Origin of the sequence: Luteibacter sp., assembly GCF_051958795.1 — a bacterium.
Taxonomy (GTDB): domain Bacteria; phylum Pseudomonadota; class Gammaproteobacteria; order Xanthomonadales; family Rhodanobacteraceae; genus Luteibacter.
The window spans coordinates 1-13,405 of record NZ_JBQCFT010000252.1 but is presented as its reverse complement, the minus strand read 5'-3'; the positions used below and the strand labels follow the sequence as shown (position 1 = coordinate 13,405).

Annotated in this window: 11 protein-coding genes and 2 pseudogenes; 12 read left to right on the top strand and 1 reads right to left on the bottom strand. The window is 67.2% G+C overall.

The genetic code is table 11. The features are described 5' to 3' along the window. The first annotated feature begins 201 nt into the window (after nucleotides 1-201). The 5 genes and pseudogenes from ACTHLF_RS13010 (at nucleotide 202) to thrC (ending at nucleotide 6,008) form a co-directional block, all read left to right on the top strand. A complete protein-coding gene (locus ACTHLF_RS13010) occupies nucleotides 202-2,202 on the top strand; it encodes a bifunctional 2',3'-cyclic-nucleotide 2'-phosphodiesterase/3'-nucleotidase (RefSeq protein ID WP_440327771.1) in 2,001 nt (666 codons plus the stop codon). Between the two features lie 424 nt (nucleotides 2,203-2,626). Further along, nucleotides 2,627-3,064: pseudogene (locus ACTHLF_RS13005) on the top strand (homoserine dehydrogenase); the annotation flags it as partial. A 66-nt stretch (nucleotides 3,065-3,130) separates the two neighbouring features. Continuing rightward, a pseudogene (locus tag ACTHLF_RS13000) lies at nucleotides 3,131-3,775 on the top strand (homoserine dehydrogenase); the annotation flags it as partial. After that, nucleotides 3,763-4,719: a homoserine kinase gene (locus ACTHLF_RS12995; RefSeq protein WP_440327770.1), complete on the top strand. Its 957-nt coding sequence runs from the start codon at nucleotides 3,763-3,765 to the stop codon at nucleotides 4,717-4,719. The pseudogene ACTHLF_RS13000 and the gene ACTHLF_RS12995, both read left to right, overlap by 13 nt. Before the next feature lie 2 nt (nucleotides 4,720-4,721). After that, nucleotides 4,722-6,008: a threonine synthase gene (thrC, locus tag ACTHLF_RS12990; RefSeq protein WP_440327769.1), complete on the top strand. Its 1,287-nt coding sequence runs from the start codon at nucleotides 4,722-4,724 to the stop codon at nucleotides 6,006-6,008. 83 nt (nucleotides 6,009-6,091) lie between these two features. Here thrC and ACTHLF_RS12985 read toward each other — a convergent pair whose 3' ends face one another. After that, nucleotides 6,092-6,976: a hypothetical protein gene (locus tag ACTHLF_RS12985; protein ID WP_440327768.1), complete on the bottom strand. Its 885-nt coding sequence runs from the start codon at nucleotides 6,974-6,976 to the stop codon at nucleotides 6,092-6,094. Between the two features lie 386 nt (nucleotides 6,977-7,362). Here ACTHLF_RS12985 and ACTHLF_RS12980 point away from each other — a divergent pair, with 386 nt between their 5' ends. From ACTHLF_RS12980 to ACTHLF_RS12950, 7 genes are all read left to right on the top strand, one after another. Next, nucleotides 7,363-7,491, top strand: a complete 129-nt coding sequence (locus ACTHLF_RS12980; RefSeq protein WP_440327767.1) for a hypothetical protein — start codon at nucleotides 7,363-7,365, stop codon at nucleotides 7,489-7,491. Nucleotides 7,492-7,610: 119 nt separating this feature from the next. Next, a complete protein-coding gene (locus ACTHLF_RS12975) occupies nucleotides 7,611-8,840 on the top strand; it encodes a 2-isopropylmalate synthase (RefSeq protein WP_440327766.1) in 1,230 nt (409 codons plus the stop codon). A gap of 10 nt (nucleotides 8,841-8,850) precedes the next feature. Beyond that, on the top strand, nucleotides 8,851-9,798 hold the full coding sequence (locus ACTHLF_RS12970; protein ID WP_440327765.1) for a branched-chain amino acid transaminase: 948 nt from the start codon (nucleotides 8,851-8,853) through the stop codon (nucleotides 9,796-9,798). Continuing rightward, nucleotides 9,795-11,210 carry a 3-isopropylmalate dehydratase large subunit gene (gene leuC, locus ACTHLF_RS12965; RefSeq protein WP_440327764.1) on the top strand — a complete coding sequence of 472 codons (1,416 nt, stop codon included), beginning with the start codon at nucleotides 9,795-9,797 and terminating at the stop codon, nucleotides 11,208-11,210. Before ACTHLF_RS12970 ends, leuC begins: the two co-directional genes overlap by 4 nt. Further along, nucleotides 11,207-11,794 (top strand): 3-isopropylmalate dehydratase small subunit, encoded by a 588-nt coding sequence (gene leuD, locus ACTHLF_RS12960; RefSeq protein ID WP_440327763.1) that lies wholly within the window; start codon nucleotides 11,207-11,209, stop codon nucleotides 11,792-11,794. Before leuC ends, leuD begins: the two co-directional genes overlap by 4 nt. Continuing rightward, a complete protein-coding gene (leuB, locus tag ACTHLF_RS12955; RefSeq protein WP_440327762.1) occupies nucleotides 11,791-12,858 on the top strand; it encodes a 3-isopropylmalate dehydrogenase in 1,068 nt (355 codons plus the stop codon). Before leuD ends, leuB begins: the two co-directional genes overlap by 4 nt. Before the next feature lie 26 nt (nucleotides 12,859-12,884). Continuing rightward, on the top strand, nucleotides 12,885-13,405 hold a 521-nt coding region (locus ACTHLF_RS12950; protein WP_440327772.1), incomplete at its 3' end, for a dihydroxy-acid dehydratase domain-containing protein.

The window sequence follows — 13,405 nt, the reverse complement described above, 5'->3', positions numbered from 1 at the left end:
CGCTGGATCTTTCGAAGAAGTAAGCAACCTCTTGTAGGAGCCCACCCAGTGGGCGACATCCTTCGCGACACCGCCGCAGGTCCTGTGGCCATCCCGCGAAAGGCGTCGCCCACAGGGTGGGCTCCTACGACGCGCGAGCAGGCGGCTGTCACCGCTTTCTGCTAGCTTCGCTCCCCCTGATCCACCGATGAACGGACCTCCATGATGTTCAAGCCCCTCGCCCTGGCCACGCTTTCGGCCGCCCTGCTCGCCGCGTGCGCCAGCACGCCCGCCGACAAGACCGCCGCCGGGAAGCCGGCCGCCGTGGCCGATGGCGCGACGCTCGACCTCGCGATCCTCGAAACCACCGACGTGCACTCGAACATCCTTTCGTACGACTACTACAAGCAGAAGGACGACCCGTCGTTCGGTTACGAGCGCGTGGCCACGCTGATCCGCCAGGCCCGCAAGGAATTCCCGAACACCGTGCTGTTCGACAGCGGTGACACCATCCAGGGCAGCGTCCTCGCCGACTACCAGGCGCTGGTGAAGCCGATCGGCTGCGATACCGAGCTCGGCATCTACAAAGCCATGGACAGCATGGGCTACGACGGCGGCACCGCCGGCAACCATGAATTCAACTACGGCCTGCCGTTCCTCGCGCAGGTCACGAACACGGCCATGAACGTCGATGGCGTGACGGCGAAGCAGTGCGCCGGCCCGAAGTTCCCGCTCGTGCTTTCCAACGTGGATAGCGCGCGCGACGGCAAGCCCATCTTCAAGCCGTGGACCATCGTCACCAAGACGGTCATGGCGAAGAACGCTGCCGGCAAGGACGTGCCGACCGAGCTGCGCATCGCCATCGTCGGCTTCACCCCACCGCCGATCCTCGACTGGGATAAGCGCAACCTGCAGGGCAAGGTCACCGTCACCGGCGTGGTCGAGGCCGCGCAGAAGTACATGCCGGAGATCCAGGCCCAGCATCCCGATCTCGTCGTCGCGATCCTGCATGGCGGCCTGAACACCGCGCCGTATACGCCGCAGATGGAGAACGGCGGCTGGTACCTCGCCGGCGTGCCGGGTATCGACGCGCTGCTGCTCGGCCACTCGCATACCGAGTTCCCGGGGCCGCGCTACGAGGGCATGAAGGATGTCGACGCGAAGCGCGGCATCGTTCGCGGCGTGCCCGCGGTGATGGGCGGTTTCTTCGGCAAGGATCTCGGCGTCATCAACCTCAGCATGAAGCGCGAGGGTGGCCGCTGGGTCGTGGAGAAGGACAAGAGCCACAGCCAGGTGCGCCCGATCTGCGTCAAGAAGGGCCAGTGCGTCGAGGCGGATCCGGCCATCGCACCGCTGGTGAAGGATGCGCACGAGGCCGCCATCGCTTACGTGAATACGCCGATCGGCGCGACCGACCACGCGCTCACCAGCTATTTCGCGGACGAAGGCAACATGACGGCGCTGGCCGTGGTGAATGCCGCGCAGATCGACTACGCGCGGGACGAACTCGCGCGCTCGCGCCCTGACCTGAAGGATGTACCGGTGATCTCCGCGGCGTCCGCGTTCCGCACCGGCTTCGGCGGCCCGGATGATTACACCGATGTGCCGAAGGGCCCGATGACGATCCGCAATGCGTCGGACCTCTACTTCTACCCGAACACGCTGGCCGCGGTGAAGATCGATGGCGCGGGCGTGAAGGCATGGTTGGAGAAATCGGCGAACCGCTTCAACCAGATCGACCCGGCGAAGGACGGCGAGCAGCCGTTGATCGGCAAGATGCCCGGTTACAACTTCGACCAGATCCAGGGCGGCATCACCTACACCATCGACGTGACGAAGCCGGAAGGCGAGCGCATCGGCAACCTGCGCTTCAAGGGCAAGCCGGTGAAGGACAGCCAGCCGTTCATCGTCGTGACCAACAGCTACCGTGCGAACGGCGGCGGCGAGTTCCCGGGCATGAACGGTGATTCGGTGGTGCTCAACGCGCCGGATGGCAACCGCGAAGTCGTGATCAAGTGGGTCGAGGCAAACAAGACCATCACGAACAAGCTGGTCGACAAGCGCTCGTGGAGCTTCGTGCCGGTGAAGGTGAAGGGCCCAGTGACCTTTACCGGTGCCTCGGGCAAGGCCGACCTGGCGAAGTCGCTGGGCCTGCACGTCACCGAGGTGAAGGACAACGGCGACGGCACGGCCGTGTACGCGCTGGATCTTTCGAAGAAGTAAGCAACCTCTTGTAGGAGCCCACCCTGTGGGCGACATCCTTCGCGACACCGCCGCAGGTCCTGTGGCTATCCCGCGAACGGCGTCGCCCACAGGGTGGGCTCCTACGACACGGCCCAGCCACCCCCGGCCTATGACTTTCTGGCGCTTGACACACCGCACAATGCGGGCCTAATGTCGGGCCATGTCTTTCAACGCGCCAGCGCTGCGTTCCATCCCGGCCACCTGCGTGGCCCGCGCGCTTGCGTCCACCACCACCGCGACTACGACCACCACCACGACCACTACGGTCGGAGGATCGGAGTCCGCGCGCGCTTAGGTTCCATGTCGCTGCCGGCCCCGACCTCCCGCAGGACGGGACCGGCGCCGGGATCCACAGCCGAAATCCCTTTCTGCGATGTGACGGGCCTCCCAAGGAGGCTTTACCGTGTCCCTCGCCGTCGCTCTCCAACGTTCGCCCTTGCGCGCCGCGCCCCTGCGCGCGGCCGCGCCGCCGCTCGTCGTCAATGTCGGGGTCATCGGACCCGGCAAGGTCGGCTCGGCCTTCCTGCACCAGCTGCGCCATGCCGCGCCGCGCCTGCTGCGTGAGTGCCAGCTGGAGCTCCGCCTGCGCGCGGTCAGCGACAGCCGGCACATGTGGCTGGACTGCGACGACGAGGCCCTGAACGGCCGTACCGGCGGCGCGCAGATCTGGCGGCCCGTCGTACTGGACGATTTCGCCGCCTACGTCGCCGGCCATCCCGGCGAGGCCGCCGTGCTAGCCGATTGCACGGCCAGTGACGCCGTAGCGGACCACTACGCCGGCTGGCTCGCCGCCGGGATCCACGTCGTCACCCCGAACAAGCGCGCCGCCAGCGGCTGCATCGACCGCTGGAAGGCGATCAGCCGCGCCTCCGACGCCAGCGGCGCCCGCCTGCATTACGAAGGCACGGTGGGCGCCGGCCTGCCGGTGGTACAGACGCTGCGCGACCTGATCGACACGGGCGATGAACTGCTCGCCGTGGAGGGCATGCTCTCCGGCACGCTGGCCTGGCTGTTCAACCGCTTCGATGGATCGGTGCCCTTCTCTGCCCTGGTCCGCGAGGCGCACGCGCTGGGCTACACGGAGCCGGACCCCCGCGATGACCTTTCCGGCATGGACGTGGCGCGCAAGCTGGTGATCCTGGCCCGCGAGGCCGGCGTGGCGCTGTCGCTGGACGACGTCGCCGTGGAAAGCCTCGTGCCGGCCAGCCTGGCGTCCCTCGACCGCGACGACTTCATGGAGGCCCTTCCGGCCATGGACGCTCCGATGGCCGCCCTGCTGGATGAAGCCCGGGCGTCCGGCGGCGTGCTGCGCCACGTGGCCCGGCTCGACCGCGATGGCGCCTCGGTCGGCGTGAAAGTGCTTGAACGGAGCCACGCGTTCGCCCACGGCCAGCTCACCGACAACGTGGTGCGTTTCGCGACGCGCCGATACTGCGACAATGCCCTGGTCGTCCAGGGGCCGGGTGCCGGTCCCGAGGTCACGGCGGCGGCGGTCTTCACCGACCTGCTGCGCGTGGCCGGCGCCATGGGAGTAAAACGATGCGCATGCTGAAAGAAGACACCTCGCCCCTCACCCCCACCGATGTCGCCACTGCCGAGGCGTTTGCCAGCGTAGGTAACGTCGGTATCGGCTTCGACATCCTCGGCCATACCGTGGAAGGTGCTGGCGACCGCGCCGAGGTGCGCCGGATTCCCGAACGTGAGGTCCGGATCGCCGCCATCCACGGCGTCGTAACCGACCTGCCTCTGAAGGCGGAAGACAACACCGCGGGTGCCGCGCTGTTGTCGATGATCCGCGGGCTCGATCTCCCCTTCGGCTTCGAACTCATCCTGCACAAGGGCATCGCGCTGGGTTCCGGCATGGGCGGCTCGGCCGCTTCATGTGTCGCCGCGGTCGTCGCCGCAAATGCGCTTCTCGATGAGCCGCTGCCGCGCGAGGCGCTGTATCCGTTCGCGATGGACGGCGAGGTCGTGGCCAGCGGCAGCCGCCACGGCGATAACCTCGGGCCGATGTTGCTTGGCGGACTGGTTCTCGCCACCGATAAGCGGCTTGTCCGTGTTCCCGTGCCCGCGGAATGGCATTGCGCGCTGGTGCATCCGCATGTGGTGCTCGAGACCCGCAAGGCGCGCGCGGCGTTGGCAGGGCACTACGCGCTCGGCGAGTTCGTGGCGCAGAGCGCAAACCTCGCGATGGTGCTGGCCGGCTGCTATCGCGGTGAAGCGGCGCTGGTGCGCGAAGGCCTCTCCGATGTGCTGGTCGAGCCGCGCCGCGCTCCGCTCATCCCCGGGTTCTACTCGGTAAAGCAGGCCGCGCTCGACCACGGTGCTTTTGGCGCCAGCATCTCCGGCGCCGGGCCCAGCGTCTTCGGCTGGTTTGAAGATCGGGCTGCGGCCGTGGCCGCCGCACACGATATGCAGGCGGCATTCCGCCACGCCGGCCACCGCAGCGATGCGCTCGTGGCGCCGATCGATGGCCCCGCGGCGCGGGTGGTGTGACGATGCGCTACGTGAGTACGCGCGGCGCTGCCGCGCCGGTGTCGCTTTCTTCCGCCATTGCGGCGGGGCTTGCGCCGGATGGTGGGTTGTTTGTTCCCGAGGCCATGCCGCGGGTGGGGCCGCTACCGACCGGGGGATATCTCGCCAGTACGGCCGCGGCCATGCTCGCACCGTTCTTCGAGGGCGACGGGCTTGCCGGTGAACTCGAAGCCATCTGCGCCGATGCATTCGCCCACCCTGCCCCACGCCGTGAGCTGCGTATTGCCGGGGCGCATGTACTGGAACTCTTCCACGGCCCGACCGCGGCGTTCAAGGATTTCGGTGCGCGCTTCCTCGCCGCGTGCATCGTGCGCCTGCGCGCGGGTGCGGACCGGCCGCTGACGATCCTGGTGGCGACGTCGGGCGATACCGGCGCCGCGGTGGGCGCCGCGTTCCACGGCTTCCCCGGTGTGCGGGTGGCGATCCTCTATCCCGACAACCGGGTCTCGCCACGCCAGGCGCACCAGCTGGGCAGCTTCGGCGGCAACGTACGTGCGTTGCGTGTCGAAGGCAGCTTCGACGATTGCCAGCGGTTGGTGAAGGGTGCGCTGAGCGATCCGGCGCTGCAGGCGGATGTGCCGCTGTCATCCGCCAACAGCATCAGCCTCGGCCGCCTGCTCCCGCAGATGGCGTACTTCGGCCATGCCGCCCTGCACGCAGAGGACGGCCCGATGAACGTGATCGTCCCCACGGGCAACCTCGGCAACGCGGTAGCCTGCCTGTGGGCCCGCGAGATCGGCCTGCCGATCGGCGAAGTCGTGTTCGCCTGCAATGCCAACGAGACGCTGCCGGAGTTCTTCGGCGGCCAGCCCTATCGGGCGCGCGACGCGGTGGCGACGATCGCTAACGCCATGGACGTGGGAGCGCCCAGCAACTTCGAGCGCCTTCTCCACCTGTTTGGTAGCGAAGACGCAGCACGATTGAACGGCAGCGCATACGGCATCGACGATGCGACGATCCGCGACACGATCCGCCGGCATGCCGCGAGCGATGGCGAAGTGTTTTGCCCCCACACTGCCACGGCAGTCCGCGTCTTCGAACAACGCCGGCTCGCCGGTGATGCACGCGCGTGGACCATGGCCGCCACCGCACACCCTGCGAAGTTCGACACGATTGTCGAGCCCTTGATTGGGCGAGCGGTGGAAGTACCGGAGGCGCTCGCGGCAATGCTTGGCCGCGAAGCCGTCGCTGAACCGCTTGCAGCGGATGGGCGGCTCTTCGCTGAGTGGTTGCGCGGGTGGAAGCACTGAGGCGATGCCATCGCGTGCAAGCACGCTCCCACAAGTGCGTTGCGAGTGCTTCTGTGGGAGCGCGCTTGCGCGCGATGGGCTCGTTAGCGGGCGCTGCCGTCCAGCAGCGCGTCGATCGATTTGGCCAGCTTCGCCAGCGTTGCAATGGGCTCCGATGCCGGGCCGGTGGGCAGTTGATGCCGGGCTGCCCTTAGTGCGGCGACGAGCCGGCCTTCCGGGTCGTTGATGTAAGCCCGCGAGAACACCGTGCCGCCCAAACCCCGCACGGTGTCCAGCGCGCCCTCGGTGCCGTACTCCAGTTGGAGTCCACTCCCTAGCGACACCACCCTCCCTTGCTCGATGCGTGCATCCACCACCAGGCGCTCCCCGCGGCCCGTGATGTCAGCGCCCGTGGCGTCCCATACCACGATCCAGGTCACGGGCTCCCCACCCAGCACCTGGCGCTCGAGCAGCCTGCCCTGTTCAAAGCGCTCGACGGCCTCCTGTGCGCCAGCGACGGCACTCCCCGCCTCTGCCAACACCCCGCCCAAAGCCTTGCAGCGCACCGGGAAGCCGGTACCCATGTCGAGGAGCCGGTTCGGGTACGGACCCACTTCCATGCCCATGAACTCGGTATAGACGCCAAAATTCGCCGGGCACGACCAGGCGCCGGGACCGAAGCCGTCGCGCTCGACCAGGTCGAAGCCGCCATCCGATCGGGGGCGGCTGTAGTGATAGCGGTAGGCGTAGCCGGTCGAGATCGTGGAGACCTGGGTGATCGTGCAGCCGACATACCGTTCCCAGGCGCAATTGGCGGTCATCTGCCAGCCGGCGGCTTCGGCGGCCAGCGGCGACCAGCGCGCATCGCCGTTGTACTCGGGGAAGGGCGCCATGCCGTCGTCGGCAAGCGTGGCGAGGGGGAAAACGAGGCAAAAACCAGCCGCGAGCCGCGCAAGCATGCGCGCCCCGGCCTTCCGAACATTGGCCATGAATCATCCTTTGGGTTGGCGTTCCGTGGGGAACGGTGGCAAGTCTAGGTAGACAGGACAGCGCGGGCAACGCGGAAAGTGCGAACCAAATCACACTCCATCTTTTTTCGGATTCTTCTCATTTCTAGGAACGCGTTCGAGCGCGGGACAATAGTGCGTCGATGCATCCGGTGCGGATCGGCGTTGTTTCACCTGCAACCAATGGCCGTGCGCGAAGTTTTTTCCACGCGCACGACGGTGCATACCACTTGCCCACACGCTGCATTCCCATGCGGTCCCGCCGACCAAACCACACCACGGACGGATAGCCGTCCAAACACTCCTAGGAAACTTCTTTCAACAGAAACTGTTGACACGCGTCAAACGCGTGACGTACGTTCGATCGCATGACGCAGCGCACCACCATCGGCCGCTTTGCCCTGAATCGACTTACCAAGGTCGACGGCAAGCTGCGTCTCGGCGGCGGCCTCCTTCTTATTAACCTTGTACTTATTACCTGCGGAGGTGCGGGCTAAGGGCAAGTGTCCAGGTGAAACGAAAATAACCTGAAGACTCCTTAAGAACCCCGCACCCGGTAACGGATGCGGGGTTTTTTAATGCCTCCAGCCCGCCTCGACAACGAGCGGAGCCAGACATGAATCCAGCACACCAGGGCAGTACACCCGGCAACGTCGAAAGCGACGTAGGCCGCGTGCGTATCTTCGACACCACCTTGCGCGACGGCGAACAGGCCCCTGGGTTTTCCATGGACCGGCGCGCCAAATTGCGCATGGCACAAGCCCTGGAAGCACTGGGCGTCGACATCATCGAAGCGGGGTTTCCGCAGGCTTCACCCGATGATTTCGCCGCCGTCGCCGAGATCGCCAGGACACTGAGGACACCGACGGTCGCCGCACTGGCACGCTGCCAACCAGGGGATATCGATTCAGCGGGAAGGGCCCTGGAAGGCGCGAGGCACTCACGGATCCATCTGTTCCTGTCCACCTCTCCCCTGCATCGGGAACACAAGCTGGGGAAATCGAAGCAGGAAGTGATCGACATCGCCGCAACGGCGATCGAACGGGCCAAAGCGCTGGCCCATGAAGTTGAATTCTCCGCCGAAGATGCCCTGCGCACCGAGCCGGATTACCTCGCCGAGATCTTCTCGGTCGCCGTTGAAGCCGGCGCCTGCGTCCTGAACGCCCCCGACACCGTCGGCTACACCACCCCCGCAGAAATCACCGAGATGTTCCGCTACCTGCAGCAAAACGTGCGCGGGGCGGAAAAGGTCATCTTCTCAGCGCATTGCCACGACGATCTCGGCATGGCCGTGGCCAACAGCCTGGCCGCGATCAGCGCCGGTGCCCGCCAGGTCGAGTGCACGATCAACGGCATCGGCGAGCGCGCCGGCAACGCCGCGCTGGAAGAGATCGTGATGGCGCTGCACACGCGGCGGCCGCTGTTCAAGCTGGATACCGGCATCGTCACCCAGCACCTGTATCCCACGTCGCGCCTGCTCACCGAGGTCACCGGCCAGGCCGTTCCGCGCAACAAGGCGATCGTGGGCGATAACGCCTTCGCGCATGAATCCGGCATCCACCAGCACGGCATGCTCAAGCACCGCGGCACCTACGAAATCATGAGCCCACAGGACGTCGGCGCGAAGACGTCGCTCGTCCTGGGCAAGCACTCCGGCCGCCACGCCCTGCGCCAGCGCCTCGTCGAGCTCGACTACGAGGTGGATGAAACGACGCTCGATGCCGTCTTCGAGCGCTTCAAGGTCGTCGCCGACCGGCAGCGCTCCGTCACCAACGATGACCTCGTCGCGCTCATGGGCGCATACGAAGCCGAAAACGAGACCGCGGCCGTCGCGGTCCAGTCCTGAAGGAGGATCCATGGAAGCCCCGACCCATCTCTGGCACAACGGCCGCATCAAGGCCTGGGCCGAAGCCACCTGCCACGTCGGCGCGCACGCGCTGCACTACGGCTCCTCCGTGTTCGAAGGCATCCGCGTGTACAGCACGCCGGACGGCCCGCGCTACTTCCGCCTGGATGAGCACACCGAGCGGCTGTTCCACTCGGCCCGCGTGTACGACCTGGTGATGCCGTACGACGCCGCCACGCTCAACCGCGCGTGCCGCGAGGTGATCACCGCGAACGGCCTGACCTCGGCGTACGTGCGCCCCATCGTGTATCGCAGCGGGTTCACCTTCAGTCTGGCGCCGTCGCTGGATACGGCGGTGGATGTGGCCATCATCGCCCTGCCGTGGGGCGCGTACCACGGTGCCGATGCCATCGAGAAGGGTGTGGATGTCTGCGTTTCCTCCTGGAACCGTGCCGCGCCGAATACGTTCCCGAGCGGCGCGAAGGCTGGCGGCAACTACCTCAACAGCCAGCTGATCGCTCGCGAAGCGGTGAACGGTGGTTACGCGGAGGGCATCGCGCTGGGCACCGACGGCCTGCTCAGCGAGGGCGCGGGCGAGAACCTGTTCGTGGTGCGCAAGGGTGTCATCTACACGCCGCCGGCCGCCGCCTCGATCCTTTGCGGCATCACCCGCGATTCGATCCTCACGCTGGCGAAGGAGTTGGGCTACGAAGTGGTCGAGCAGCCGTTGCCACGCGAGATGCTCTATTTCGCGGACGAAGTGTTCATGACCGGCACCGCCGCCGAGGTCACCGCCGTGCGCTCCGTGGACCGCAAGCCGGTGGGTAGCGGCCGACCGGGCCCGATCACCCGCGCGCTGCAGGATGCCTTCTTCGGCCTGTTCGATGGCCGCACCGAAGACCGCTGGGGCTGGCTGACGCCCATCGAGGAAGCCACCGCCGGGAGGGTCGCGGCATGAGCGCGCGCACCCTGTTCGACAAGCTGTGGGATGCCCACCAGGTCGCGGCCGAGACCGAGAGCACGCCCGGCGTGCTCTACATCGACCTGCACATGGTCCACGAGGTGACCTCACCGCAGGCCTTCGATGAACTGCGTACGCGCGGCCTGAAGGTGCGCCGTCCGGATCGCACCCTGGCCACGCTGGATCATTCGACGCCGACCCTGCCGGCCGGTGCGGATGGCAAGCGCCCCTATTTCACGAAGGAAGCCGAAGCCCAGGTCGCGAAGCTCGAGGCCAACGTGGCCGAGTTCGGCATCGACCTGATGGGTTGGGACAGCCCGCACCGTGGTGTCGTGCATGTCGCCGGCCCCGAGGTCGGCGCGACGCACCCCGGCATGACCATCGTCTGTGGCGACAGCCACACCGCGACCCACGGCGCGTTCGGCGCACTGGCCTTCGGCATCGGCACCACCGAGGTCGGCCATGTGCTGGCCACGCAGTGCCTGCTGCAGCGCAAGCCCAAGTCGTTCGCCATCCACGTCGATGGCCAGCTGCAGCCTGGCGTGACTGCGAAGGACCTGATCCTGCACATCATCGGGAAGATCGGCATCGGCGGCGGCACTGGCCATGTACTGGAGTACACCGGCGAAGCGGTGCGCGCGCTTTCGATGGAAGAGCGCATGACCGTCTGCAACATGTCGATCGAAGCCGGCGCACGCGCAGGCCTGATCGCGCCGGACGACACGACGTTCGCGTGGCTGAAGGGCCGCGAGCGCGCGCCGCAGGGTGCCGCGTGGGATGCCGCCGTCGCGCACTGGCGCACGCTCACCACCGACGCCGACGCCAGCTACGACCGCGAAGTGCGCATCGACGCCTCGGCGATCCAGCCTTCGGTCACCTACGGCACCCATCCGGGCATGGTCGTCCCCATCCATGCACCGGTGCCGGCGGCGGCCGACGCGCTGGAACAGCGCGCGCTGGATTACATGAAGGTCACCGCAGGCAAGCCCATCGCAGGTGAAGCCGTCGACGTGGTCTTCATCGGCAGCTGCACCAATGGCCGCCTCTCCGACCTGCGCGCCGCCGCCGAGATCCTGCGTGGCCGCCGCGTCGCCGAGGGCGTGCGCATGCTGGTAGTGCCCGGTTCCGAGCAGGTACGCCGCGATGCCGAGAGCGAAGGCCTGCACGAGGTGTTCCTGAGCGCCGGTGCCGAGTGGCGCCAGCCGGGTTGCTCCATGTGCATCGCCATGAACGGCGACATGGCGCAGCCAGGCCAGCTCGTCGTCGCCACCAGCAACCGCAACTTCGAAGGTCGCCAGGGCAAAGGTGCGCGCACCGTGCTGGCCAGCCCGCTCGTCGCCGCCGCGTCAGCCGTCGCGGGCCGCGTGGCCGATCCCCGCGACTACCTCAACCAGGAGGCCGCCGCATGAGCCGCCCGCTGACCTATGTCCATTCCCGCACCGCGGTGCTGCGTGATGAAAACATCGATACCGACCGCATCATCCCGGCGCGCTTCCTCACCACCACCGAGCGCACCGGCCTGGGCAAGCACGCCTTTGAAGACTGGCGTTACGCCGCCGATGGCAGCGACGACCCCGCGTTCCCGCTGAACCAGCCGAAGGCGAAGGGTTGCTCGATCCTCGTCGCCGGCCGCAACTTCGGCTGCGGCTCCTCGCGCGAACATGCACCCTGGGCCCTGCTGGACTACGGCATCCAGGCGGTCATCTCCAACGAGATCGCCGACATCTTCCGCGGCAACGCGCTGAAGAACGGCCTGCTCGCCATCGTGCTCTCCGATGCCGAACACCGCTGGCTGCTGGATAACCCCGGCATCGAGCTGCGCATCGATATCGCCAGCAGCAGCATCCGCCTGCCCGACGGCGGAAACATCCACTTCGAACTCGAGGCGTTTGCCCGCCACTGCCTGCTCAACGGCGTGGACCAGATGGGCTTCCTGCTGCAGCAGGACAGCGCCATCAGCGCCTATGAACAACGCATGGAGAAAGCTGCATGAAGAAGGCCCAGATCGTCGTACTGCCGGGTGACGGCATCGGTCCCGAAGTGGCCGCCGCCGGCGTTGCCGTGTTGCGTGCGGTCGCCGAACGCTTCGGCCACCAGTTCACCTTCACCGAGCACGCCATTGGCGGCGATGCCATCGATCGCTTCAACGACCCGCTGCCGCAGGCCACGCGCGACGCGCTGCTGGCGTGCGACGCCATCCTCCTGGGTGCCGTCGGTGGGCCGAAGTGGTCCGACCCGTCGGCGAAGATCCGGCCGGAGCAGGGCCTGCTGGCCATGCGCAAGCTGCTCGGCGTGTTCGCCAACGTGCGCCCGCTGAAGCTGCACCCACGCACCGCCGCGCTCTCGCCGCTGAAGCCGGAGCGCACGCAGGGAGTCGACCTGGTGTTCATCCGCGAACTCACCGGCGGCATCTACTTCGGTGCGAAGACGCGCAGCGAAACCGACGCTACCGACGAATGCCGTTACAGCGTCGAAGAGGTGGAGCGCGTCGCGCGCCACGCCTTCGAACTGGCGCGCACGCGCCGCAGGAAGGTCACCTCGGTCGACAAGGCCAACGTGCTGGAAACCTCTCGCCTGTGGCGTTCGGTCACCACGCGCGTCGCCGCCGACTATCCGGACGTCACGCTCGAGCACCAGCTGGTCGATTCGATGGCGATGCACCTGCTGACCCATCCGGCCGATTACGACGTGATCGTCACCGAGAACATGTTCGGCGACATCCTGACCGAGGAAGCCTCGGTGCTGGCCGGCTCGCTCGGCCTGTCGCCGTCGGCGTCGATCGGTGGCCCGGGCGCCGGCATCTATGAGCCGATCCATGGCTCCGCCCCGGATATCGCCGGGCAGTCGGTCGCCAACCCGCTGGGCACGATCCTCTCGGCCGCCATGCTGCTGCGCCATTCGCTGGGCCTGCCGGACGAAGCCGCGACCGTCGAAGCCGCGGTCGACCACGTACTCGAACAAGCCAACCTCACCCGCGACCTGGGCGGCACGGCCTCCACGCACGACGTGACCCGCGCTGTCCTGGACGCCATCGAAGCCAAGGCGGAGGCCGCATGAGCACCCGGAAGATCCCCATCCGCACGCTGCGCAGCGATGCGATCAAGACCGGCCCCGATCGCGCGCCGGCCCGCGCCATGCTTCGCGCCACCGGCCTGGACGACGCGGCGATCGCAAAGCCGATGGTCGCCATCGTGCACAGCTGGTCCAACGTCTCGCCGTGCAACCTCAACCTGCGCGAACTCGCCGAGGCGGCTGCCGAAGGCGTACGCGCCGCCGGTGGCACGCCGGTGGAGTTCAACACCATCGCTGTAACCGATGGCATCGCCATGGGTACCACCGGGATGCGCTCCTCGCTGGTCAGCCGCGAGGTCATCACCGATTCGATCGAGCTGGCCGTCGATGGCCATTGCCTCGATGCGATGGTGGTGCTGTGCGGTTGCGACAAGACCATCCCCGCCGCGGCGATGGCGCTGGCCCGCCTGAATATCCCGGGCGTCGCCCTCTACGGTGGCAGCATCGACCACGGCAGCCGCAACGGTTGCCCGATTACCGTGCAGAACGTGTTCGAAGCCGTGGGCGCGCATGGTGCCGGCAAGATCAGCGA